The sequence below is a fragment of the Streptomyces sp. S4.7 genome, assembly GCF_010384365.1.
GTDB lineage: Bacteria > Actinomycetota > Actinomycetes > Streptomycetales > Streptomycetaceae > Streptomyces.
In genome coordinates this window covers 2,950,604-2,974,321 of sequence record NZ_CP048397.1, presented here as the reverse complement: position 1 = coordinate 2,974,321, position 23,718 = coordinate 2,950,604, and the positions used below count along the sequence as shown (strand labels likewise).

20 protein-coding genes and 1 pseudogene are annotated in these 23,718 nt (G+C 69.2%); 10 read left to right on the top strand and 11 right to left on the bottom strand.

Annotated elements, in window-relative coordinates; genetic code table 11:
* Positions 1–27: 27 nt before the first annotated feature.
* The 4 genes from SSPS47_RS12970 (at position 28) to SSPS47_RS12955 (ending at position 4,062) form a co-directional block, all read left to right on the top strand.
* The gene (locus tag SSPS47_RS12970; RefSeq protein ID WP_164251184.1) at positions 28–1,245 is read left to right on the top strand and encodes a serine hydrolase domain-containing protein; all 1,218 of its coding nucleotides are present in this window, start codon (positions 28–30) and stop codon (positions 1,243–1,245) included.
* A gap of 84 nt (positions 1,246–1,329) precedes the next feature.
* Complete coding sequence (locus SSPS47_RS12965) at positions 1,330–2,118, top strand: SDR family NAD(P)-dependent oxidoreductase (RefSeq protein ID WP_164251182.1); 789 nt, start codon at positions 1,330–1,332, stop codon at positions 2,116–2,118.
* Between the two features lie 120 nt (positions 2,119–2,238).
* Positions 2,239–3,048 (top strand): alpha/beta hydrolase, encoded by an 810-nt coding sequence (locus SSPS47_RS12960; protein ID WP_164251180.1) that lies wholly within the window; start codon positions 2,239–2,241, stop codon positions 3,046–3,048.
* A gap of 45 nt (positions 3,049–3,093) precedes the next feature.
* Positions 3,094–4,062, top strand: coding sequence for an aminoglycoside phosphotransferase family protein (locus tag SSPS47_RS12955; RefSeq protein WP_164251178.1), 969 nt, complete (start codon positions 3,094–3,096; stop codon positions 4,060–4,062).
* A 6-nt stretch (positions 4,063–4,068) separates the two neighbouring features.
* Here the strand turns inward: SSPS47_RS12955 and SSPS47_RS12950 are convergent, their stop codons facing one another.
* A complete protein-coding gene (locus SSPS47_RS12950) occupies positions 4,069–5,625 on the bottom strand; it encodes an MFS transporter (protein WP_164251176.1) in 1,557 nt (518 codons plus the stop codon).
* Between the two features lie 137 nt (positions 5,626–5,762).
* On the bottom strand, positions 5,763–7,457 hold the full coding sequence (locus tag SSPS47_RS12945; protein ID WP_164254548.1) for a lyase family protein: 1,695 nt from the start codon (positions 7,455–7,457) through the stop codon (positions 5,763–5,765).
* Positions 7,458–7,893: 436 nt separating this feature from the next.
* Between SSPS47_RS12945 and SSPS47_RS12940 the strand changes: the two genes are divergently transcribed.
* Entirely contained in the window at positions 7,894–9,186 is a 1,293-nt protein-coding gene (locus tag SSPS47_RS12940; RefSeq protein ID WP_164251174.1) for an FAD-dependent oxidoreductase, read from the top strand.
* 46 nt (positions 9,187–9,232) lie between these two features.
* Here the strand turns inward: SSPS47_RS12940 and SSPS47_RS12935 are convergent, their stop codons facing one another.
* Positions 9,233–10,282, bottom strand: coding sequence for an aldo/keto reductase (locus SSPS47_RS12935; protein ID WP_164251172.1), 1,050 nt, complete (start codon positions 10,280–10,282; stop codon positions 9,233–9,235).
* A gap of 231 nt (positions 10,283–10,513) precedes the next feature.
* On the opposite strand from SSPS47_RS12935, the gene SSPS47_RS12930 reads away from it, so the two are divergent.
* Together SSPS47_RS12930 and SSPS47_RS12925 are read left to right on the top strand one after the other, a co-directional pair.
* Entirely contained in the window at positions 10,514–11,209 is a 696-nt protein-coding gene (locus SSPS47_RS12930; RefSeq protein ID WP_164251170.1) for a hypothetical protein, read from the top strand.
* Between the two features lie 133 nt (positions 11,210–11,342).
* A complete protein-coding gene (locus tag SSPS47_RS12925; RefSeq protein WP_203557830.1) occupies positions 11,343–12,293 on the top strand; it encodes an SDR family NAD(P)-dependent oxidoreductase in 951 nt (316 codons plus the stop codon).
* A gap of 20 nt (positions 12,294–12,313) precedes the next feature.
* Here the strand turns inward: SSPS47_RS12925 and SSPS47_RS12920 are convergent, their stop codons facing one another.
* The 3 genes and pseudogenes from SSPS47_RS12920 to SSPS47_RS12910 all read right to left on the bottom strand — a co-directional run bounded on the left by SSPS47_RS12920 (position 12,314) and on the right by SSPS47_RS12910 (position 14,601).
* On the bottom strand, positions 12,314–12,724 hold the full coding sequence (locus tag SSPS47_RS12920; RefSeq protein WP_164251168.1) for an ankyrin repeat domain-containing protein: 411 nt from the start codon (positions 12,722–12,724) through the stop codon (positions 12,314–12,316).
* 992 nt (positions 12,725–13,716) lie between these two features.
* Positions 13,717–13,839 (bottom strand): annotated as a pseudogene (locus SSPS47_RS12915) (EamA family transporter); the annotation flags it as partial.
* A 102-nt stretch (positions 13,840–13,941) separates the two neighbouring features.
* Positions 13,942–14,601: an MSMEG_1061 family FMN-dependent PPOX-type flavoprotein gene (locus tag SSPS47_RS12910; RefSeq protein WP_164251166.1), complete on the bottom strand. Its 660-nt coding sequence runs from the start codon at positions 14,599–14,601 to the stop codon at positions 13,942–13,944.
* 248 nt (positions 14,602–14,849) lie between these two features.
* Between SSPS47_RS12910 and SSPS47_RS12905 the strand changes: the two genes are divergently transcribed.
* The gene (locus SSPS47_RS12905) at positions 14,850–15,770 is read left to right on the top strand and encodes an aminoglycoside phosphotransferase family protein (protein WP_164251164.1); all 921 of its coding nucleotides are present in this window, start codon (positions 14,850–14,852) and stop codon (positions 15,768–15,770) included.
* Positions 15,771–15,776: 6 nt separating this feature from the next.
* Here the strand turns inward: SSPS47_RS12905 and SSPS47_RS12900 are convergent, their stop codons facing one another.
* The gene (locus tag SSPS47_RS12900) at positions 15,777–17,150 is read right to left on the bottom strand and encodes a sporulation protein (protein WP_164251162.1); all 1,374 of its coding nucleotides are present in this window, start codon (positions 17,148–17,150) and stop codon (positions 15,777–15,779) included.
* Between the two features lie 492 nt (positions 17,151–17,642).
* On the opposite strand from SSPS47_RS12900, the gene SSPS47_RS12895 reads away from it, so the two are divergent.
* On the top strand, positions 17,643–18,044 hold the full coding sequence (locus tag SSPS47_RS12895) for a hypothetical protein (protein WP_343234877.1): 402 nt from the start codon (positions 17,643–17,645) through the stop codon (positions 18,042–18,044).
* A 421-nt stretch (positions 18,045–18,465) separates the two neighbouring features.
* Complete coding sequence (locus tag SSPS47_RS12890; protein ID WP_164254546.1) at positions 18,466–19,077, top strand: amino acid transporter; 612 nt, start codon at positions 18,466–18,468, stop codon at positions 19,075–19,077.
* 20 nt (positions 19,078–19,097) lie between these two features.
* Here SSPS47_RS12890 and SSPS47_RS12885 read toward each other — a convergent pair whose 3' ends face one another.
* From SSPS47_RS12885 to SSPS47_RS12870, 4 genes are all read right to left on the bottom strand, one after another.
* Positions 19,098–20,399 (bottom strand): site-specific integrase, encoded by a 1,302-nt coding sequence (locus SSPS47_RS12885; protein ID WP_239064878.1) that lies wholly within the window; start codon positions 20,397–20,399, stop codon positions 19,098–19,100.
* A gap of 191 nt (positions 20,400–20,590) precedes the next feature.
* Positions 20,591–20,926, bottom strand: coding sequence for a helix-turn-helix transcriptional regulator (locus SSPS47_RS12880; protein WP_164251158.1), 336 nt, complete (start codon positions 20,924–20,926; stop codon positions 20,591–20,593).
* Positions 20,926–22,044 carry a site-specific integrase gene (locus SSPS47_RS12875; protein WP_203557829.1) on the bottom strand — a complete coding sequence of 373 codons (1,119 nt, stop codon included), beginning with the start codon at positions 22,042–22,044 and terminating at the stop codon, positions 20,926–20,928. The genes SSPS47_RS12880 and SSPS47_RS12875 overlap by 1 nt, the downstream gene beginning before the upstream one ends.
* A gap of 455 nt (positions 22,045–22,499) precedes the next feature.
* Positions 22,500–23,672 carry a protein kinase family protein gene (locus tag SSPS47_RS12870; RefSeq protein WP_164251156.1) on the bottom strand — a complete coding sequence of 391 codons (1,173 nt, stop codon included), beginning with the start codon at positions 23,670–23,672 and terminating at the stop codon, positions 22,500–22,502.
* Positions 23,673–23,718: the final 46 nt, after the last annotated feature.

Genomic DNA, 23,718 nt, shown 5'->3' with positions numbered 1-23,718 from the left:
GCCGTGCCGACCGTGCACCATGGAGTCATGAGCGGGATCGTAGGCGTCGCTGACGTCCAGGGCACGGTGGCCGCGGGCTTCGAACCCGTCAAGGACGCCTTCGTACGGAACTTCCGGGAGCGCGGTGAACGGGGCGCCGCCGTCGCCGTCTACCGGGACGGGCACAAGGTCGTCGACCTGTGGGCCGGCACGCGCGACGTCGACGGCGCGGAGCCCTGGGCCGTGGACACCGCGCAGATCGTCCACTCCGCCACCAAGGGCGTCGCCGCCGCCGTACCGCTGCTGCTGCACCAGCGCGGACGCATCGACCTGGACGCTCCGGTGGGCACCTACTGGCCCGAGTTCAAGGCGGCGGGCAAGGAACGGGTCCTCGTACGGCACCTGTTGTCGCACCGCGCCGGCGTGCCCGTGCTCGACCGGCCGCTCAGCCCCGCCGAAGCCCTCGACGGCGAGTCGGGCGCCCACGCGCTGGCCGCGCAGCGGCCCGTCTGGGAGCCGGGCACCGACCACGGCTACCACGCCTACACCTACGGCTGGCTCGTCGCCGAGCTGGTGAGACGCGTCACAGGCCGCTCCGTCGGCCGGTGGATCGCGGACGAGATCGCCCGCCCGCTCGGCCTGGACTTCTGGATCGGGCTGCCCCCCGAGGAGGCGCACCGGGTGGGCCGGATCGGCCGGATCGAGGAGCCCGCCGGTGGCGGTGGTGAGCTGCGGCTGCGCGTGAAGCGCTCGGTCGCCGAGGCGTACAAGGACCCGCAGTCGCTCACCCGGCGGGCGTTCGGCGCGATCGATCCGCTGCCGGACCTCAACAGCGCCGCCTACCGCGCCGCCGAGATGCCCGCGAGCGGCGGCATCTCCACCGCGCGTGCGCTGGCGCGCTGTTACGCGGCGATGATCGGCCCCGTGGACGGCCCCCGGTACGGCTACCGGGGCGGCGAGCGGCTGTTCGCCCCCGCGACGCTGACCCTCGCCCGTACCGAGGAATCGGCCGGCCCCGACCGGGTGCTGGTCGTCGGCACCCGCTTCGGCCTCGGCTTCATGCTGCACGGAGCGGGCACGCCGCTGCTGGGCCCCGGCTCCTTCGGGCACCCGGGAAGCGGCGGCTCGCTCGGCTTCGCGGACCCCGAGTCGGGCATCGCCTTCGGCTATGTCACCAACGGGATGCGCAAGGGAGTGACGGCGGACCCCCGGGCCCAGGCACTGGTGCGAGCCGTCAGGTCGGCGTCCCGGGGGACGTCCTCCTGAGGGACGTCGCGGGGCCGCCTCCACGGTGGCCGCGCCTCGCCGCGCCCCTGGTGCGAGCCGTCGGGTCGGCCCCATGATCGGCACATGAGGCGATTCGAGAATCACGGCGTACTGATCACCGCCGCCGGGCGCGGCATCGGCGAGGCGATCGCCCGACGGCTGGCCGCCGAGGGCGCGCGGGTTCTGCTCACGGACGTGGACGGGGAACGGGCCGAGCGGGCGGCCGAGTTGATCGACGGCGCGGAGCCGTACGTGTGCGACGTCGCCGACCGCGCCTCGGTCGAGGCGGCCGTGGCGTACGCCGCCGAGCGCTTCGGCTCGCTCGACGTCCTGGTCAACAACGCGTACTCCTGCACCCCGGACGTGCCGCTCTTCGAGGACGAGCCGGACGATGAGTGGGCCCGCGACATCGATCTCACCCTGACCGGGGCCTTCCGCTGCGCACGGGCGGCGCTGCCGCACCTCGCGGCGTCGGGGCGCGGCGCGATCGTGAGCATCGGCTCCGTCAACGGCGAACAGGACTTCGGCGGCCACGCCTACAGCGCGGCGAAGGCCGGCCTCGCGAGTCTCACCCGGACCCTGGCGGGCCACGCGGCGCCGCGCGGGGTCCGCGTCAACCTCGTCGCACCCGGCACGATCCACACGGAGGGCTGGAAGGGCCGCGAGGCCAATCTGGAACGCGCGGCGCCCCACTACCCGGCGGGCCGGGTGGGCCTGCCGGACGACGTCGCGTCGGCGGTGGCGTTCCTGGCGTCGTCGGACGCGGGCTGGATCACGGGGGTGACGCTGCCGGTGGACGGAGGGATCCTGTCGGCGAACGTGGCGCTGCGCAGAGCGCTGGCGGGGGCGCCGGCCCCGGCTGTCCCGGAGTAGCGGGGGGAAGCGCGGCGGGGGGCGATGAGTTTCGGCGACCGACGGGGTCTTGTCTGTGTCACCGGGAAACTCCGGTGACACCGAGAATCTCCGGGCTTCCCAGGCAAGGACGGCTCCATCATGGTCACCACCCGCACACTCGACGTCCCCGGCGCGCACCTGCGGTACGAGGTACGGGGCTCCGGCCCCTTCCTGGTGCTCACCGGCGCGCCCATGAGCGGCGCGCACTTCGCACCGCTGGCCGACGCGCTCGCCGCCGAGTACACCGTCGTCACCCACGACCCCAGAGGCATCTCCGGCAGCACGCTGGACGACCCGGCGCAGGACTCCACCCCCGAGCTGCGCGCGGACGACCTCGCCGCGATCCTGGACGACCTGGGCGCCGAGTCGGCCCATGTGTTCGGCAGCAGCGGCGGCGCCGTGACCGGGCTCGCGCTGGTCGCGCGGCACCCGGCGCGGGTACGGACCCTCGTCGCGCACGAACCGCCCGTGCTGGAGCTGCTGCCCGACGCGGCGGAGCGGCGCGCGGAGACGGACGACATCGTCGAGACGTTCCACCGGGAGGGTCCCGGGCCGGCGTTCGCGAAGTTCATGGCGACCGCGGGGATGGCGCCCGGCGAGGAAGGTGCCCCCGCCGAGCCGCCCGGCGAGCCCTCCGCCCAGGACATGGCGGACGTGGCGCGCTTCCTCGGCCACGAACTGCGGGGCACCGCCCGCTACCTGCCGGACATCGACGCGCTGAAGGCCGGACCGGCCCGGGTCGTGATCGGCATCGGCGCGACGTCGGGCCAACTGCTCACGTACCGCACATCGACGGAGCTGGCCGACCGGCTCGGCTCCCAACCGGCCGAATTCCCGGGCGGGCACGGCGGGTTCGTCGAGGTGCCGGGGGAGTTCGCGGAGGTGCTGCGGAAGGTGCTCGTAGGCTGAGGGGACTCCCGCGTCTCGGGGGTCCGCCGTCGAGAGGGTCCGTACATGTCCGCGCTGACCGCGTCCCGGCTCGCCGCGATACTCGAAGCCGCCGGGGCGCGGGCGGGTGTCGACGGATACGAGGTGCTGGGCGGGGGGACGTACAACTCCCTCTACCGCGTTCGGCTGGACGACGGTGGTCGGCTGATTCTGAAGCTGCCGCCGGAGGCCGGGACGCCGCGTCTGACGTACGAGGGCGAACTGCTCATCAACGAGGGCGAGTTCTACCGGTCGGCCGGTGGCGTGCCCGTGCCGGTGCCCGAGGTGGTGCGTCTCGCGGCGGATTCGCTGCTGATGACGGAGTGCCCGGGGGAGCCGTGGTCCGGCCTGGCGGGCGGGATCGGGGACGCGGAGCACGAACGGCTGCGGCGTGAACTCGGGTCGTACGTGGCCCGGTTGCACACCGTCACCGGTACGCGTTTCGGGTATCCGTCCGGAGCCGTTCCCACCGCCGGGAGTTGGCGTGAGGCGTTCACCGCGATGCTGGAGGCGGTGCTGGCGGACGCCGAGCGGTTCGGGGCCAGGCTGCCGGTGACCGGGGAGCGCGTGCGGGAGTTGGTACGGGACGCCGTACCGGCGCTGGACGAGGTCACCGTGCCCGCGCTCGTGCACTTCGATCTGTGGCAGGGCAACATCCTGCTGACGGGTGAGGCGGGGGAGCGGCGGATCGGTGGGGTCATCGACGGTGAACGGATGTTCTGGGGCGATCCGTTGGCGGAGTTCGTGTCGCTCAATCTCTTCGGCGAGCCCGAGGACGACCAGGCTCTGCTGGCCGGCTACCGGGCGGGTGGCGGTGACTCCGGCTTCGGCGGGGCCGCGCGGCTGCGCATGGCGCTGTACCGCTGCTACCTCTATCTGATCATGCTGGTGGAGGGCGTACCGCGCGGCTACCCGCCCGCGCAGAACGCCGTGACCCGCAGGACCGCCGGGCCCGCCCTGATCCTGGCCCTCGGGCTGATCTCCACGAGCACATAGGAACGGTCAGGCGGTGGGCGGTGGCATGCCGCCCTGGAGGCGTTCGAGGTCGGAGGCCCGTACCTGGATCACGAACACCGCGATCAGGGCCGACACAAGGGCGAAGATCGCCGCGGCGATGAAGGCGTTCGTCACACCGTGCGTCAGCACCTCGTCACTCCACGGCTTCGGCAGCGAACCCGTCTTCCGGAACGTCAGCTTCTGCGCCGGGGTCGCGTGCGCCAGGAAGTCGCGGGCCTGGGTCTTCGCCTCGTTCCTGCTGGCGGTGCCGAACACCGTCACCAGGATGGACAGCCCCAGCGAACCGCCCACCTGCTGTGTCGCGTTGAAGACACCGGACCCCGCCCCCGCCTCCTCCTGGCTGATGCCCGAGAGCGCCATCAGGGTCAGCGACACGAACTGGAAGCCCATACCGAGGCCGAAGACCAGCACCGGACCCAGCAGGCTGCCCAGATAGGTGCTGTTCACGTCCGTCAGCGTCAGCCAGGCGAGGCCCGCGGCGGCCAGGACCGCGCCGGAGACCATGAACGGTTTCGGGCCCCAGCGCGGCAGCAGTTGCGAGGCGAGGCCCGAGCCGATGGCGATGACCACACTGACCGGCAGGAAGGCGAGACCGGCCCGCAGGGGGCTGAAGTCGAGGACTTCCTGCACGAAGAGCGTCAGGAAGAAGAACATGCCGAACAGCGCCGCGGCCAGGCTGAGCATCATCCCGTAGACGCCCGCGCGGTTGCGGTCCTTGAACATCCGCAGCGGTGTGATCGGCTGCCTCGAACGCTGCTCGATGACGATGAACAGCACGAGGAGCACCACGGCCGCGGCGAAGGACCCGAGCGTCAGGGCGTCGGTCCAGCCCTCCTCGGAGGCCCGGATGAAGCCGTAGACCAGACCGACCATGCCCAGCGTCGCGGTGAGCGCGCCGACGACGTCGAAGTGACCGGGGCGCGGCTCGGACTCCTTGATGAAGCGGGGAGTCAGAAGGATGAGCAGCAGCCCGATCGGCACGTTGACGAAGAAGATCCACCGCCAGTTGAGCCACTCCACCAGGATGCCGCCGGCCAGCAGCCCGATCGCGCTGCCGCCCGCCGAGACGGCCGCGAAGACGCCGAACGCCCTGTTGCGCGCGGGCCCTTCGCGGAACGTGGTGGTGATCAGCGACAGCGACGTCGGGGAGGCGATCGCGCCGCCGATGCCCTGGACGGCACGGGCGGCCAGCAACTGCCACGAGTCCTGCGCCAGACCGCAGAGCAGGGAGGCGACGGCGAAGAGCGCGATGCCGGACATGAAGACCCTGCGCCGCCCCAGGATGTCGCCGAGGCGCCCGCCGAGCAGCAGCAGACCGCCGAAGGTGAGGGTGTACGCGTTGACCACCCACGACAGGTTCTGGGTCGAGAAGTCGAGCGCGCTCTGGATGTGCGGGAGCGCGATGTTCACGATGGTGACGTCGAGGACCACCATCAGCTGGCAGGACGCGATGATGGCCAGCGCGATTCCGTTGCCGCCGTTCCCGTCGGGGGCGGCGGCACTCTTCGTGGTGGTCGGCGGCGTGCCCTGTGAATCAGTCATAGGTGTGGGGTGGTGGAACGGGGTGGTGCGCGCCCTCGGACAGGGAGCGCCGTCGTTCACCGGATCTGACTCTAAGTGGGGTGAACCGGACACGCGACTCGGCCGCGAGCGAGCGGGGGCGGCCGAGCGGGGAGCGGTCATCGAGGGGGCTCGGGCGTGTCGGCCGGGGGCTGTTCGGCTTCGGCCTCCGCGCCGGTCTCCGCTCCCGCTCCCGCTCCCGCTTCCGCATTCGCGTCGGCGTCGTGTTCGGCGAGGGCGCGGTCCACGAAGGCCGGGGCGGAACCGGTGTATCCGGCCGGGTCGGTGAGGGCGCGCATCCGCTCCTCGCCGATCAGCTCGGCGACCGCCGGGTCGGTCTCCGTCAGCGCCTGTGCGAGCGGGATGCCCGCCCCCGCCGCGAGCCGTTCGGCGGCGGCGAGCAGTTCCCTCGCGCGGGCCCGGCCGACGGCGGGGGTCAGGGCCCTCGCGAGCCGTTCGGCGGAGAGCACCCCGTGGGTGAGGGCGAGGTTGTCCCGCATCCGGTCGGGGAAGACGCGCAGGCCGTGGGCGAGTTCGGCGGCGTCGCGGGCGGCTCCGCCGGTCAGCCGCAGCAGCTCGCGCAGCGGCTGCCACTCGGCCTGCCAGGGGCCGGCGGGGCGTTCGTCCTCGGCGACGAGCGCGCCCAGCAGTACGGAGGCGAGTGCGGGAGCCTGTCGCGCGGCTGCGGCGATCAGGGCGGCCCGCACCGGGGTGCGCCGGTGCGGCGGCGTCGCCGGACCGCCGCCGCGCGCCTCGGCGACCTCGCCGATCTCGGTCCGGGACAGCACGAGCACGTCGGCGGCGACCTTTCCGAGCGCGCCCGCGGTGAAGGCGAGGGCCGAGCCCAGATCGGCGACGGGAGTTCGGAGGGTGTGCCACGGCAGCGTCGGTTCGGCGAGACGCAGCCGGTCGGCGTACGCGGCGAGGAGACGCACGCCGGTGTCGGCTTCGGGGCCGGCGCTGGGGCCGGCCGCCTCGGTGGTGGTGCCGGTGCCGGTGCCGGGTGCGCCCCGGCTCTCCGTCGCGGCCTCGGCCGAGTTGTTGGGGGCCGCGCCCGGCAGGTCGTAGATCGGCTCGTCCGGCGCGGGGTCGACCCCGACGCCGGGCTCGGAGTCTCCCTCCGGGACGGGGCCGGTGGCGGGCGGGTAGTCGGGCAGCGGCTCGGGAGGGCTTTCCAGGGTGGTGTCGAGCGGACCCGTCAGGTCGTAGACGGGCTCGCAGGACGCGGCCGTGGAGGTCTTGCCGGGTGCCCCGTCCACCGTGATGTCGTCCGGCGCGAAGGCCGCCAACGTACCCGCCTCGCCGCCCAGTTGGGCCGGGAGCCGGACGGCCGCCAACCGGGTGCGGGCGGCCCGTACCGACGAGAGCCAGCCCGCGGCCTTCAGCCCGAACGTGGTCGGGGCCGCGTGCTGTGTGACGGTGCGCCCCGCCGCCGGGGTCGTGCGGTGGGCCGTGGCGAGAGCGGCGAGCGCGTCGGCCGTACGGTCCAGGTCCGCCAGGATCACGGGCACCGTACGGGCGGCGACCAGCATCATCGCCGTGTCCACGATGTCCTGACTGGTCGCGCCCCGGTGCACGTACTGCGCCGTGTCCGCGTTCCTTCCCGCCCTCGTGTCCTCGTCGTCCACCGCCGCCGTCAGATCCGCCACCAGCGGGGGCACCGGGTTGCCCTCGGAGCGCGCCCGCAGCGCCACGTCCCGTACGTCGAACCGCTCAGCCGTCGCCGCCACCGCCGTGATCGCGTCGGCCGCCGCCTCCGGCGCGAGACCGACGGCGGCCTGCGCGTGGACCAGCGCCGCCTCGGCGTCGAGCATCGCCCGGAGGAACGCGGCGTCCGCGGTGGCCGCCTCGGCGGCGGATCCCGCGCGGCCGGGCGAGAGCAGCCCGGCGTCGTCGGTGTGCCCGGCGGACTCGGTGCGGTCGGCATTGGTGCGGTCGTCAAGAGGCTCGGAAGGCTCGGAAGTCAAGGAAGACCGTCTCCTCGGTACGTGCCGGGCGTGGGCCCGGCCTGCTGGTACCAAGGTCTCTCGCCGGTCCGTGGCGGGCGAGGCGAGCGGCGGGCCGGGGAACAGTTCCGGCCGCTGTCGACGGGCGACGGGCGGTGGATCTTTAACACCCCTTGACAGGGTCTGGGTACGGGACCGATCGAGTGAATGAACCCTGTGGGAGCAGGGATCGGACCGGCATCCGTCAGGAAGTGAGCCGTGTGAGGACCGAGACCAAGCGGGGGCGCAAGGCCGGCGAAGAGCAGTGAGTGGAATACGTGGAACGGACGGCACTCTCCGTCGTGTCGCCGTCGTCGGCACCTCCCTCGCCGGGGTGCGCGCCGCTGAGGCGCTGCGCCGACGGGGCTTCCAGGGCCGGCTGACCCTGATCGGCCGGGGCACCGACTTTCCGCCCTACGACCGTCCGCCGCCCTCCCAGGCCGTGCTGACCGGCGGGGACGTGGAGGGCGCCCGGCTTCCGGTGGCGCCGGACCTCGACGTCGAACTGATGATGAACACGACGGCGGAAGGGATCACCCTCGGCCGTACACCCGGCGGCACGGGTGGCACGGTACGACTGTCGGCCGGCCGGACGCTGGACTTCGACGGGCTGATCATCGCGACCGGTGCCGAGGCCCGGCGGCCCGCCGCCCTGGTCGACGGGCACCCGGACGTCTTCGTCCTCCGTACCTTCGAGGACTCGCTGGCGCTGCGCGCCGCCCTCCTCGGCGGACCACGGGTCGCGGTCGTGGGCGCCGGATTCGTCGGCTGCGCGGTCGCCTCGCACTGCCGGGCCCTCGGGCTCGACGTCACCGTCATCGAGGAGGGCCCCGGCCCGCTGGGGCGCGTCCTCGGTACGGCGATGGGGCGGGAGCTGGCCCAGCTGCACCGCGACCACGGCACGGTCATGAAGACCGGCGCCCAGGCCGCCGCACTCCACCCCGACGGGGTCGAGCTGGCCGACGGCACCCGCGTAGCCGCCGATGTGGTGGTCGTCGCGGTGGGCCGCGCGCCACGCACCGAGTGGCTGCGGGGGAGCGGCCTCGACGTGGAGGACGGGGTGCTGCTGGACGCGACGTGCGCGGCGGCGGGTGCCCCGCGTGTCGTCGCCGCCGGGGACGTGGCCCGCTGGTTCAACCCGCTGTTCGGCACGGTGGTGCGGGTCGGGCGGCGGAGCGACACGGTGGAGCAGGCCAGGGCCGCCGCCGACACCCTGCTGGCGGACGGCGACAACGCGTCGCCCTTCGAATCCGTGCCGTACTTCCGGTCGGAGCAGTACGAGAGCGCCGTCCAGTTCGTCGGACGCGGGAACGGCGTCCCGCACGTCGTCGAGGGGACGCTCGCCGAGCGCCGGTTCGTCACCGCCTACACCGACGGTCAGCACATCACCGGCGCGCTGTGTGTGAACAGGCCCTCCCAACTCGCCCGCTACCGGAGGATGGTGGAGGCACGTGCGCCGTCGGATCTGATCCTCACGCCGGAGGGCGGTCAAGTCGGCCTACTGGCAGGAAACTTGACCGCCTTCGAGTCGGCTACGGCGTCTTCCCAGGCCGCATGACGGGCCGTCAGGTCGACCCGGGAAGCGGTCGACGAGCCGAAGCGCGTCACGCCGCGGCCCGGTCGCCCGCCGGCCGCCGACGCAGCGAGGCGTCGGTGAGCACGGGCGGGCGCCACGCGCCGTCCGGCTGGTAGACGTTCGTCCCGGGCGGCACGATCTCGTCGATACGGTCGAGCGTCGCGTCGTCCAGACCGAGCGAGGCACCCTTCAGCAGACCGTCCAACTGCTCCATCGTGCGCGGCCCGGTGATGACCGATGTCACGGCGGGATGCGCGACGGTGAAGGCCACCGCCAGCTCGGGCAGCGAGCAGCCGATGCTGTTCGCCAGCTCGACCAGGCGCTCGACGATCTCCAGCTTGGTGATGTTCACCGGCAGCGACGGATCGAACCGCGCGGGGGTGAGCGCCGCGCGGCCCGTGGTCATGTCGATGGCCCCGCCCATACGGTGCCGGCCGGTGAGGAAGCCGGAGGCGAGCGGACTCCAGGTCAGCACACCCATCCCGTACCGCTCGCACACCGGCAGGACGGACGTCTCGATGCCGCGCGCCAGGATCGAGTACGGCGGCTGCTCCGTCCTGAACCGCATGAGCGCCCGGCGCTCGGCGACGACATGAGACTCGACGATCTCCTCGGCGGGGAACGTCGAGCAGCCGAAGGCGCGGATCTTGCCTTGCCGTACGAGATCGGTCAGCGCGGAGAGCGTCTCCTCGATGTCCGTCGTGTGGTCGGGCCGGTGGATCTGGTAGAGGTCGATCCAGTCGGTGTCCAGCCGCCTCAGGCTCTCCTCCACCTCCTTGACGATCCAGCGCCGTGAGTTGCCGCCGCGGTTGCGGCCCTCGCCCATCGGGAAGTGCACCTTGGTCGCGAGTACGACGTCGTCGCGGCGGCCCTTGAGCGCCTTGCCGACGATGAGTTCGGACTCACCGGCGGAGTACATGTCCGCCGTGTCGAGGAAGTTGACGCCCTGGTCGAGGGCGGCGTGGATGATGCGTACGCAGTCGTCGTGGTCACTGTTGCCGACGGAGCCGAACATCATGGTCCCGAGGCAGTGGACGCTCACCTCGATACCGGTGCCGCCGAGAGTGCGGTAACGCATGTCGTGCTCCCTTGCTGGTCAGGCCTCCGCTGGGGGGTACGCGGGCACTCTAGGACTTGGAGTGCGATCCAGGTCAAGGCGCGACGGGCCGTCAGGAGAGCCTCCGTGACGGACCCGGTCACTCCGGATCGGCGCGGGCCCGGTCACCGCGCGTGCTCCCCCTACTTTGGTCACCCCCGCGGATCCCTTCGGCCGATGCCCGCCCCGGCGTCCGCTTCCTAACCTCTGCGTATGAAGCCAACCGCCAGGGACCGCGACGCGACCGTACTGGCCCAAGAGCTCTGGATCGTCCCGGCCTTCGCCGCGATCGGAGCTGTCGTCGGCTGGCTGGTCAAACTTCTCGCCAACTGGCTGGTGACGCTGCGCTGGGCCCCGATGAAAGGTCCGGCGGAGCTGCTGAACTCGATCCCCGAGCCCTGGCTCACCTTCCTCGGCGTGACGGCGGGCGTGCTGCTCGGTGTGTTCGTGGCGTTCATCGCGCTGCACGAGGCGCTGACCGTACGGCTGACCGACACCCACGTGACGCTGACGATCCGCGACGAGTCCCAGGAGCTGAGCCGCGCCGACGTCGGCCCGGTCTTCCTGGACGGCAAGTTCCTCGTCCTGCTCGGCCACCACGCGCAGGAGATGGCCCGCGAGCCCTGTGACCTGGACGCCGCGGAGCTGGCCGCCGCCTTCACCGCCCACGGCTACACCTGGGCCGCCGAGGACCCGTACAAGGCCGACTTCCGGCTCTGGGTCCCGGACACCCCGGGGCTTCCGGTGGGCGCGAACGCGCTGATGAGCGCCCGCGCGACGGCGATGCGGAAGACGGGTACGGAGGAGGACGTCCGGGCGCTGCGCGGTGAGTTGAACCGGCTGGGCCTGGCGGTCCGCGACGAGAAGAAGCGCCAGTACTGGCGGTTCCCGCCGCGGCCGTCCGCGTAGCTGGGCCCCTCCGCGTGGGGCGTGCCCGCCCGGGTTGCCGCGGCAGGTCGGAAACCGGCTGATCAGCCTCCCTTGAATGACCCGCGTCCGGTGGTTGGCTGGAGGGGAGACGCGAGAGAGGCAGGCAGCCCCCATGACCACCGACTCCAACGGCCCGATGACCACCCCCTTCAACGCCGGGTCCACCGCGGCCGAGGTCGTCGCCGGTGTCGATCTCACCGGCCGCCGCACCGTCGTGACCGGCGGTTCCTCCGGCATCGGCGTCGAGACCGCCCGCGCGCTCGCCGGGGCGGGCGCCGAGGTGACCCTCGCCGTACGCGACGTCCTGGCCGGTGAGCGCACCGCCCGGGACATCAGCGCCACGACCGGCAACGAGCGAGTGCTCGTGGCGCCGGTCGACCTCGCCGACCTGGGGTCCGTCGCTGCGTTCACCGACGCGTGGGAAGGTCCGCTGGACATCCTGATCAACAACGCCGGGGTGATGTACACGCCCGAGCTGCGGACGCCGGAGGGCTGGGAGCTGCAGTTCGCCACGAACCACCTCGGCCACTTCGCGCTCGCCACCGGACTGCACCCGGCGCTCGCCGCCGCCGACCGGGCGCGGGTCGTCGCGCTCAGCTCGGTCGGGCATCTGCGGCAGGCGGTGGACTTCGACGACATCGACTACCGCCGCCGCCCGTTCGACACCCGGCTCGCCTACGGCCAGTCGAAGACGGCGAACGTGCTCTTCGCGGTCGAGGCGACCCGGCGCTGGGCCGGTGACGGCATCACCGCCAACGCCGTCCATCCCGGCGCCGTCCTGTCGAATCTGACCCGCCACATGAGCCAGGACGAACTCGACAAGGCCGTCGCCTCCGGCTACACCTTCAAGACGCCCGAGCAGGGCGCGGCCACCTCCGTACTCCTGGCGACGTGGCCGGGACTCGAAGGCGTAGGCGGGCGCTACTTCGAGGACTGCCAGGAGGCGAGCCTCCACCGGGAGGGCGACTCGGGCGGCGTCGCCGCGCACGCACTGGACCCCGTCGCGGCCGAGCGGTTGTGGCAGGTGTCGCTCGACATGCTGGCCTCGGCGGCGCGGGCCTGACCCCCCTGGCGCCGGGCTTCTCAGGCCCCCGCCTCCTCCAGCAGCCGCACCGTCTCCGGATACGGCCCGGTCCGCGCCCATTCGAGCGGCGAGTGCCCGCTGCCGCCGTCCTCGCGCAGCCGCGGATCGGCGCCGTACGCGAGCAGTTCGCGTACGGCGTCGGAGTGCCCCCAGCACGCCGCCCCGCACAGCGGCGTGCCCTCCGTGCCGTCCCCGCTCTCGGTGTCGGGCAGCGCGCCCGCCGCCAGCAGGAGGCGTACGGAGTCGGCGTCCCCGTGTACGGCCGCCGCGTACAGGGGCGTCGACCCCTCGGAGTCGCACGTCTGGGCCGGCGCCCCGCCCCGCAGCAACGCGGCCACTTCCCTCGCCCCACCGAGCCTCGCGGCCCACACGAGACGCCGCGACAGCTTCTTGCGCCGCCTGTTGTTCATGCCGCTCCGTCCATCCCGGTCCTCAACTCGTGTGCAGCATCAGCCCGATGCCGATCACCATCAGGCCGGCCGCCGCGATGGTCGCGCCTGTCTTCGCCGTCCGTGGGTACGGTCGCACCGGTGGCCGTTGCCGACAACTGTTATCGATCGTCGGCGCGGTCGGCCGCAGCGGTGCAAGGGCAAACGCCAGGTTTCGCTACCCTCGCGAGTCCGCTAGCTGGACGTTCGTATTTCGCCACCCTCCACCGCCACCGTTCGCCAAGATCATTCGCCAGCGGAAAAGCGACAAATCGCCCCGTGATCGTCTGCGAGCACTTGATGACCCCGTTGACTTGCGGTTATCTCATCCTGTGGCACCTACGAGGCCAGACCTCCTGGTGCGCCGATCTCCCCGCACACGCACAAAGCCTGGCTTCGGGATACAGCCCGAAGCCAGGCAGTGCGCGGGGCAGGGTGGGTCCGGCCGAGTAGGCATCGGCCGGGCTCACTTACTCGCCCAACCAGTCGTCCGGCTCACCCTCCATGCGTCACAGAAACTGCTGGACGCACCCCGCGATGGCAGTGATCGCCGTGAGGAACAGTGCCGCCAACTGCGCCCAGTCCGGTGACTGGCCGCGCCGGCGACGCCTTCTCCGACTCTTCGATCGCTCCATCTCGTCCGATCTCCCGTCTCTCTGCGTTCCCAACCCTGTTGGGGCCCGCCTGTCGCAGGCAGGCGCTCTGGGAGAGACATGACCGAACGTCTCGCAACCTACCGGCCCGCCGGACACCCGCACGACCAGAGCGACTGTTCGCCACGATTCGCCACACCTCACCCGGGCAATCGCCATGCCGACAGCAGCGGCGAAGCCCGCCCACGGTGCGGCTGGCGGGCGCGTGCCGTGCCCGATTGAACGGGGAATCGCGGCCAACAGCGGCTGATCGCTGCGACGTTACGCACGTGACGGCGTCGCCGGATGGGCCGGACACCGTTGCCGCTACGGTTTCCTCGCTCAACTCGTGCGCAGCATCAGGCCGATGCCGATCACCATCAGGCCGGCCGCCGCGAGGCGGGGTGTGCCGAAGCGTTCCTGGGAGAACACCGCCCCTGTCGCCGCGCCGACGATGATCGATGTCAACTCTTGCTCAAGCTGTAATTACCGGCTGCGCCGAGATTGATCTCGGGCGTGCTGGTTTTGGGGGTTCGGCGGGCTGGTGGTCCAGCGGCTGTCGGTCCGTTACTCGTACCGGTACTTCAGCGAATCCGCCTCCGTCTGCTCGATGTCAGCGATCGTCAGCTCCGGCATCCGCAGTTGAGCCAGCGTCACCTCGGCCGAGGTCGGCTGGGCGTCCGCCGGCAGCCACTGCTCCGGCTTCCAGGCCCCGCTGCGCAGAAGCGACTTGGGACAGTGCGGGTAGACCTCCTCGATCCCCAGCACCAGCGCACTGGCCGGCGGCTTACCCACGGCAGTCAGCTGCGACAGCAGCTCCGGGCGGGTGGAGACGCAGGCCCGGCCGTTCACCCTGAGCGTCGTGGTGCGCCCCGGGATGAGGAACAGCAGCCCGGCCCGTCCGGTGGCGATGACGTTCTGCAGGGTGTCCAGACGCTTGTTGCCGGTCGCGTCCGGTATCGCCACCGTCCGTGTGTCCAGGACGGCGACGAACCCGGCTGGGCCACCGCGCGGGGAGACGTCACAATTACCGTTGGCGTCCGCGCTGGCGACCAGGACCAGCGGTGAGCATCCGATCAACCGCCGGGTCTGTTCGGTAAGTTCGGTCATCTGCTTGCGCACGGCCGCGTCGCCGGGGAGTGCGTAAGCCCGGCGCAGCGCCTCCTGGTCGGGCACGGCGTCGAGGCGGAGCGAGTCGAAGGCGCTGCTGGCAACGGGTGTCGTCATGCCTCCGACCCTAATCGGCCGACCTGCGATTGATCTTGGTACGCATGGCGGTCAGAGGGGAAACTCGCACGTGATCGTGCCGCATGTGATCTCCGGACAGCCGAGTCTCCGCGTGTACGGCTGAACGTCACGCCTTGGTTTCTCGCCTGTCGTGGCCTGCGGGGCTGTTCTATCAGTATGGATGTTGTCGTGACAGTGCGCCCGGTGGTCGCATGGCAGGTCGGCGGATCTGAGGAGTTGGTAGGGGCATGCCGTCTGGTGCTGAACTGAACGCGGAACAAGGCTTTACCTCGGCCGTCGCTACGCGGGTGGTTGCTGAGGCGTGTCGGCAAGCGGGGCTTGATGGTGATGGGGCCCGCCTGATCCGCCTGGGTGAGAATGCTCTGTTCCGCCTGGAGGCGCACCCGGTGGTGGTCCGGATCGCTCGGTCGACCGAGTATCTGGAATCCGCGCGGGGTGAGGTCGCTGTGTCCCGGTGGCTGGCCCGTGAGGGCTTTCCGGCGACGCGGGTTCTGGATGATCTGGAGCAACCCGTGATCATTGATGGTCACCCGGTGACGTTCTGGCATCTGATCGAGGAGAGCGACCGTAAGCCGACGTACGGCGAGCTGGGGGCGATTCTCCGCGACCTCCACTCGCTCACCCTGCCCGCCTCCCTGAGTCTCCCGCCGTACCCGGTGCTGGACCGGACAGACCGACGCATCAACGCGGCGACCGAGATACCGGAGGACGACCGCGCGTTCCTGCGTAAGCGCGCGCGTGAACTCCGCGGCCGGGTGGAAGAGTTGCGCTTCGATTCCCAGAAGGGGCCTGTGCACGGAGACGCCCACGTACAGAACCTCATGGTGGACCGCAGTGACCGGGTGATCCTGATCGACCTGGAGAGGTTCAGTTACGACCACCCCGAGTGGGACCTGATGGTCACCGCTACGGAGCACCACAGCTTGGGTTGGCAGACGCCGCAGGAGTACGGCGCGTTCGTCGGTGCGTACGGTCGGGATCTCCGCTCGTGGGCGGGGTTCCCCACCTTGCGGTCATTGCAGGAGTTCAACATGACGACATGGCTGATGCAGAACGTCTCGGAGAGCGACGAGACGGCAGCGGAGTACAGCCGTCGTATCGCCTCGCTCCGTGACGAGGATGCCCCGCGCGACTGGAACCCGGGCTGAGCCTGCTTACTCGTCGTCCAGGCGTTGCATCGCGGCTTGCACGTCGCCGTTGAACTGCTGGACGACAGGGTTGGGCGCGTGGACCGAGACCTCACGTTGGAAGTCGCTCACGTACCGCTGAAAGCGCGCGGACTGAAGGGCGTCGCCAGCTCTGACAGCAAGGCCAGCGGTCGTCACGGCGGCCTCCAGGTCGCCGTTGAGTAGCTGGCTCTGAGCGAGAACCATGCGGCAAAAGCCCAGTGTCCGGGCGTACTTGGGATCGGTCAGCTCCACGGCCCGCTCTGCGAACCGGACGGCATCGGGCCCCTGTCCGAGATCCCGGAAGCAGTGGCAGAACTCGCCGATCAACTCCGCCTCGTCCATGTACGACAGCCACTCGGGGTCTTCGGCGCTGTCGGCGTGCTCGAAGAACCGCTCCGCCTCGTTCATCGCACGCTCGGCGCCCCTGTGATCTCCTGCGGTGGAGAGCGCGCGAGCCTCATGCGCGAAAAACAACGCCATGGCGCGCGGTGTTGCGGTGGCTCGGCCCCCTTCTACGGAGGCGCGGGCGAGCATAACGGCACGCGGGGCCTGGCCAAGGTAATTGGCCTGGTGGCTCATGTTGGTCAGGATGCGGGCGCCCATCACACGGTCGCCGATGACCTGCGTCAAACGCAGCGTCGACATCATGTAGCGGTCGGACAAGGCGTGTTTGCCGCTGTCGTACGCACTCCATGCAAGGAGCTGGGACATCTCCGATGCGGCCTGGAAGAGGGCTTCCCCTACCTTGGCGCTGTAGCTGCCACTCAACAATGGCAAGACGTCTTCGCGGAAATAGTGCCGGAACGCCTTGTGTGCGTGGCCACCGCCGAACTGGAAGTCGAGCTGCATGAAGAATCCGGCGGCGGTGCGGATCGCGGCGACGTCACGCATACCGACTCGGCGCGTGGCGGGCACATCCGTGGGCAAGCCATCCGGCCGCGAGACGAGCCACGACAGAGCGGCCGAGTGCACATCGCTGTCGGGCAACGGCGCTTCGTCGCCCGGCCCGTCTTCCGGGCGCTGATGCGTGAGGGTTTCCAAGGTGCTCAGCGTCTCGGCCAAGGAACCGGCGTAACGGGTGGCGCCCACGGGCACGCGGGCCAGCGCCGTCGCCGGGAAGCCCAGATCCTTCGGCGTGATCGTCCGCCGCAGTTTGTCGCCCAGCGCTTCGGCCACGTACCCGGCGGTCTGACGCTGAATACCGCCACCGTCCAACCACCGCTGTACAGCAACGTGCGTGGTACCTAAGTGGTCGCCGTGCCGCTGAGCGACTTCGCGAACTCTCTTGGCCAGCCCTTTGTTAGAAGCTCCGGCCTCAGCCATGACAGCGGCCAACTGATGGTTCGGGTCTTTGCTCACGTCCTGCTGTCACCCCCGACATCACGTCACGTGTTCATCCTGTCACAGCAGTTCGTTCTGAAAAGGGGGGTTCATCACGAACCCCCTGGGCCGGACCTCCTGAACCCCGGTGTGCAGACGAACCCCTATGTGAACGCTGCCGCTTGGTCAAAGACAGTCGTTGACTGTCGAGACAAGACACCCCGGCGGTGCGTGACAGCACCCCGGGGTTTGGCCTACCTGGTGAAAGCAGGTCGACATGCGGAACCATATCGGCAGGGTTTTCGAGCGGCTGATCAGCCTGTTATCGCCCCCACCCGGCCACCACCGCGCGGCGGACGTACGGGCGATGGCAGTGCCTCGCGCACGTGACCCGTACGTCTGGCCCACGATGTGCGGCGAGGACGACCGACTCGTCCGACCGTACGTGGCGCAGGATCGACGGCTCGAACGACACGAATGCCGCTGCCAAGCGGGGCTGCGGTGCGCCGTCCACGCGTGGGCGGTGTCGACGTGAGCACACAGGCACGACTGCTCCCATGGCCGGGCGAGGACGGACAACGCTCCTACCTGGTCACCAATGACGGTCAAAGCTATTTGTCCACGCTGGCCAACGAGATGGAAGAGGTCCAGCTCCAGACAGGTGGCACGCTGCTCGACCATGCGGCGGCGATGCTCCGGGAGGACAAGGTCAGCACCCGAGAGCTGCGCTTCCTCAGCACGCGACTAAGCGAGGCCCTGCACGACGCGCTACGAGTCGCCGAGAGCAGAGGATCCCGACTCCCGTCTCCGGACGAGGACGACGAGCCGGAAGACGCCGTGCCCGGGACCGAGGCCCACCCCAACGAACCCATCCACGCACTCCCCACCAAAACGCCAGATCAGCCCTGCTCCCACCCGATCCCAGACCCGTAGGACTACTCACACAACACTGGACCACCCGGGCCTGAGAGCAACTGGGGGCGTCCGGCTAGGGACCGCTCTCCAACGATCACGGTCCCCGGTGCCGAGGCACCGGGGCCGTCGTCGTGTCTTCTGCTGCGTGACCGGACATGGTGAATTGCCAGTCGGCCTGCGTAGAGGGGGACTTGTAGGGGCGAACAGCACCGGGAGCGACGAATCCGACGCTGACGACCTGAACGCTGATGCACTTCTCTGTGTCTGGGGCGTGAACTACGTGGCCAGCTGGCGGGACGCATCCCAAGACTGGTAAGAGTCGTTTATCGAGTAGTCGGTGTTCCTGAACCTGACGGCCTTTCGGCTCTCGTGTCTGTTACTGCTCGTGATCAACAGTGGTGTGCGTCGGCTCAAGGGCAGCCACGGGAGAATGAGCGGCATGACACGTCTCCGGGCTCCGTTTGGCAGGTGGGATCCCGCCTCTCTGAGCGAGGTTGTCGCGAGGTTCTCCGGCTTGGAGTCCTGCTGGTGGGTGGCTGGGGGCTTCGCGATCGAGCTCGCGGTGGGCCGCCGAATCCGGAGCCATGGGGACATCGATGTCCTGTTGCTGCGGCGTGATCAGCTCGTGGCCCAGCAGGCTCTGTCGGGCTGGCAATGGTGGGCCGCCGATCCACCGGGAAGCCTGCGTCCGTGGGCGTTGGACGAGGTCTTGTCGCTGGAAGTTCACGACATCTGGTGCCGGCCCGGGCCCGACGATCCCTGGCGTATCCAGATCATGATCGACGAGTCCTGCGGCCAGGAATGGGTGTCACGGCGTGACCCCCGGGTGCGTAGGCCGATCAGCATGCTGGGGATGACCTCGGCTGACGGTGTTCCCTTTCTCGCCCTGGACGTGCAGCTCTACTACAAAGCCAAGACACCTCGGCCCAAGGACGAAGAGGACTTCGACGCTGCGCTGCCCGTGCTCACGGATCAGCAGCGAAGCTGGCTCGTCGATGCGATCTCCAAGACGTACGGACCTCACCCTTGGATCAAGCGCCTGCAGGCGTAATCTCACGGTCGGCCGGTGCCTCACCGGAGCCGTGGAGATCGCCGGTTGTGGTCGCCGGGTGCGTAGTTCTTCCAGGGGGCTCCGGCGTCGTTGGCGATGCGGGTGGTGCTCTTGTCGTGGTAGCCCAGTGCCTGGGCGATGACGGGCGCCGGGGCCTGGAGGACGAGCTGGCGAATGGCCGAGGTGCGGCCTTTCTCGACAGGGATGCCGAGTTTTCGTAGTGCGTCGCGCAGGGTGGCGGGGTTCATGGGCTGGCTCGCTCGGCGACCGGGGAACAGCCAGGGCGAGTTCTGGTTGATGGCGGGGGTGCTGGCGGGCAGCGCTTGGAGGTAGTCGAGCAGGAGGTCGGCCACCGGCTCAGGGGCTGGAGTGGGCGGGTCGCCAAGGCGGAGTGTGACGCACTGGCCGTCGCGGAGAACGTCGTCGGTGGTCATGCGAACGATGCGGCTGACGGGTTGGGCGAACAGCAGGACCAGACAGGCCGCGACCCGGACTCTCAGCGCGGTGCTGTCGTCGGCGAGGACCCGTTGCAGGGCGGTGACGCGCTGGTGTTGGCCCATCGGGTGGGGGTTGGTGGTCGGGTGGTTCGGGATGATCAGCCGCGGCATCCGGCGGGTCTCCATGCACCATCGCAAGAACGCCTGGGCAGGTCGCCGGGTGGCGTACTTCTCCGCGTGCCAGGCATCGAGATCGGTCTGGGTGCAGGCGCTCAGCGCGACGTGCCGGGCGGCGAGCCAGACCAGGAAGGCACCAGCCTGGGTGATCTGCTGGCGGCATTCCTGCGTCGTACTCGTGCCCAACGGGCCCTTGGCCGCCTTGGCTCGGAGCTTGCGAAGCTGGTGCCAGGTGGCGAAGTGCTGGAGTATGCGGGCGTGTTCGGTGTCGGCGGTGGTGGCGATTCGCTGGGCGAGCCACCGCTCGAACAGAAGGAGTCGCCGGTCGAGGTGAGGCAGGACGCCGCTGTCCATGAGCAGGTCGCGCAGGTAGGCGGCGGTCCGCCAGTTCGGCAGGGCCTGGATGGCGTCGTGTGTGAGTGGCACTGTTCCGGTGGCGAGGTCTCGCAGGAGTGCCGGGACTTGCCGGTTGCGGAGCCAGATAAGCCGACTCTTCGGACGGTCCAGGCTCACCAGAAGCTGGTGCAGCGGGATCAACTGTGGGTGGATGCAGCCGGTGCCGTCGTCCAGGAGGGCGGTGAGCTGGTCGGAGAGGGTGCAGCGTTCGCAGAGCCGTCCGCCCAGGAGTAGGCCCTCGAAGCCGCAGCGGTCGCAGAAGAAGTCGCGGCTGATGCCTGCGCAATCCCGGCAGATCGCGGTTCCCGCCACGTTGCGGCCGGGAAGCAGCCGCTCGGTTTTGCAGCCGGGGCAGCGGCCTCGGTCCCGCGTGGCCCGTTCATAGCAGGTGCGGCAGATAGGTCCGTCTGACCAGTTCGCGGACTTGGCTGCGCGGCGGCCGCAGCGTGCGCAGGTGCGTATGTGCCACCGCTCGTATTTCTCGCGGCTGTCGTAGGCCGGGCTCACGAGTCGGGGGTGATCCGGGCGCGCTTGGGCCGGATGGTGTTGGCCAGGTCCACGACGTCGGCGCCGCCGGAGGCGGCGGTGCGGCGCGGGGCGACGTTCTCGGCCCGGGTGGCGATCAGGTCGGTGGGGGTGACGTCGAGGATGTCGCAGAGCGCGGCCAGGACCGGCAGGGAGAGCCGTTCGGGAGTCTGGGTGACCAGGCGCCAGACCTGGACCGAGGACAGCTCGATGCCGCGTTCGGCGAGCAGCGGGGAGAGGTCGGAGGCGGCGAAGATGCCGCGGGTGGCCATCACCTCGCGCAGTCGCCACTGGTAGCTGACCTGGCGTTTCATCAAGCCCTCCTCGCCGGCCGCAGAGCGGCCTGCATCGTCGCGTCCAACGCTCTGCGCAGGGTGCGGGTGCGGAAGTCGGAGGACACGCATGTGTAGATCGCGGTCGTGGATGCGTGTTCGTGCCCGACCTGTTCCTGGACGAACCGGGCGTCCATGCCCTTCTCGATCAGGTGGGTGACGTAGGACCTGCGGAAGGAGTGGAAGTCGAGTCCGTCGTCCAGGCCGAGGGCGTCCCGGTAGGTGGTGAACCGGGTGTTCATCTGGGAGAAGCCGACCCGGGCCGATCGCTCCGACGGCCACAGAGCCCCGGAGCCGGCGGTGGGAAACAGCGGACGTACCTCCTCGTTCCACTGCTGGAGGATCTCCGCCGACCAGTCGAAGACGGTCAGCACACTGCGGCGTTTGGGCGGCGAGCCCTTCTTCGCCTTCCCGTGGCGGACGTAGAGGACGCCGTACTCGCCGAACTCAGGACCTTCGGGGTTGCGTCCGAAGTCGACCGAGTCCAGCATCCGCGTCTCGTTGCGGCGCAGGCCGAAGGCGTACGCGGTCTTGAACAGCATCGCGTCGCGGAATGCGGGCAGCCAGCCCTTGCGGCCCCGGCCGCGGACCCTGCCGACCTGGTCGTCGGCGTGGTCGAAGAACGCCTGCAACTCCTGCCGGGTGAAGGCCCGTTTACTGGGGTCTGCCTCGGCTTCCTCCACGTGCACCGCGGTGTTCCACTCGTGCACCACCTGCACCGGGTGGGCGCCGAAACGCTCCTCGCAGGTCACCGCCCATCCGTAGGCGGGATCGGTGATGAAGGAGCAGAAGGACCGGACCGATCCCTGGTAGTTGCGGAGTGTGGAACGGCGCAGGTGCCGTACCGACCGCAGGTCGCCCAGCCACTCGTCGACCATCTGCGGCGACCAGGCCCAGGGGAACGTGTCCGCGTGCCGGACGAAGGCGCGTACCACCTTCTCCCGGCCCTCGATCGTGGAGAACGCCAGGTTCCGCGCGAGCTGCTGGTTGCGCCAGCCGTCCAGCATCGCCGTGAACACCTGCTCGTCCGGCCGCAGCAGCGGCAGGTCACCTACCAGGTGCAGCCCAACAGCCCCCGGCGCGAGCCTGTTCCCACCCACGAATGACTACCCTCCGCCGCCTACATCAGACGAAGGAATCTTTCATCAGATGTAATCACCTGACAAGTTCCCAGCTCAGAAGGCATGCCGGCTCGCATTCGCCGCATCTCAAGCGGCCCGGCGAGCCATCCACACCGAACCCGCACAGGGTGCTGACCAGGACATAGGGGGAAGGCGGCTGTTGATATGCACCCCAACCGCAGTGTTGCATCTGATGAAATTGCGGCCACTTGTCGTAACTGAGCTGACCGTAGCGCTAACAGCGGCAGGCATCGACACGACCGGAGGTCAACTCCGCGCCAGCGCCTCAATAGACGGATTGGGCGTGGTGCGACTGGAGTTAACGCCCGCCGCAGCCGGCGAGATCACGATGCTGACCCACGTCGCAACGACAAGGCAGTGCAGAACCGGGTGAGTAACGGGCCTGCATCAGCCTGCACTGTCGTCCATGAATTTCAGGCGGGCGCGTCCGTAGGGGTCGCTTCCAGTTTCTCAACGTCACCGATTAGGCCACGAACGGTCTGGTACCGGTTAGCAACATCGTGCGCCACGCATTTTCTCACAATGTCGCTCGCTGCGTCCGCTTGAGACATCAAGGCTTCCTTGCCGGTAAAGATATAGGAAAGAACATGCCCAATCGAATAGATCTCATTGCGTGCGTCATACTCTTTGAAGCTGACCAGTAGAGGATCTCGGATTGTCCCGCGCATTTCTGTTTTCGTTCGAGTGTATTCAGAGGTCCTGTCTTTGGCGAGGCCGAAGTCCGAAAGCTTCACCAAAACGGCTCCACCGTCGAAGGTTTTCACCAAGACATTTTGAAGGCTGATGTCGCGATGAAGTAGGTCTTTGGTGTGGATGTAGTTGATGCCGTACAGGAATTGCAGCGCAATTCTCTTTCGTGCCGCAAAGGGCAACATGTTATTGCGTCTTTTGATGTAGTCGCGAAGCGTGGCTTCACAAAACTCCATCTTGTACTCGTGGCGAGTTGCATCGTACTGATACACCTCAACAACGTATGGGAAACTCAGACGCTTTAGAATGTCGAACTCTTGTCGGAAGCGGTGGAGATCGCGTTCGTCCATGTTCTTTTTGGCGCGCTTGACCGCGAATTTGATGCCGTAGTCCGGGTCAATGAAGGAGAACACATGCGCATATGACCCCTCGCCGATCAACTGCAACCGGGGGCGTGCGGTGGACTTTTTCAAGTGAAGTTCGGTGCCGGGGCGAGACAGGATGGGCTCGTACTTGATGATTTTGATCTTTTCGAAGTCATCCGGTACGGCGCTGCCTCCGCTTTGCGTGAGCCATGATTGACAGTTTTCTATGGCTGCCGCATAGGTGTCCGTGAGCCGCACTTCTATGCCGACACTCTTAAGGGATTGGAGAATGTCGTCCGTTTCTTTGCAGAGTGTGATCATCTCTCTGCTTGAATCGGCCCAATAGTGGCGAGTTGTTCCAGCTCTGTCGTTAATGGATTCGAAATGCCCGTTCAGACGCTCATGAATGCTGGCGAAAGCGCGACCAAATTGAGTGTCATCCGCATAAAGTCGCAAAAATGCGTTGGAGACTTGTCTTTCCGTGTAACTCTGCGCGAGATCTTTCAGCATCAATTCGGTAGGATCGGCCATCTCTTTCTCCCCCGTCACCCATTCCTGGCCATCTGAGTGTGCCAAG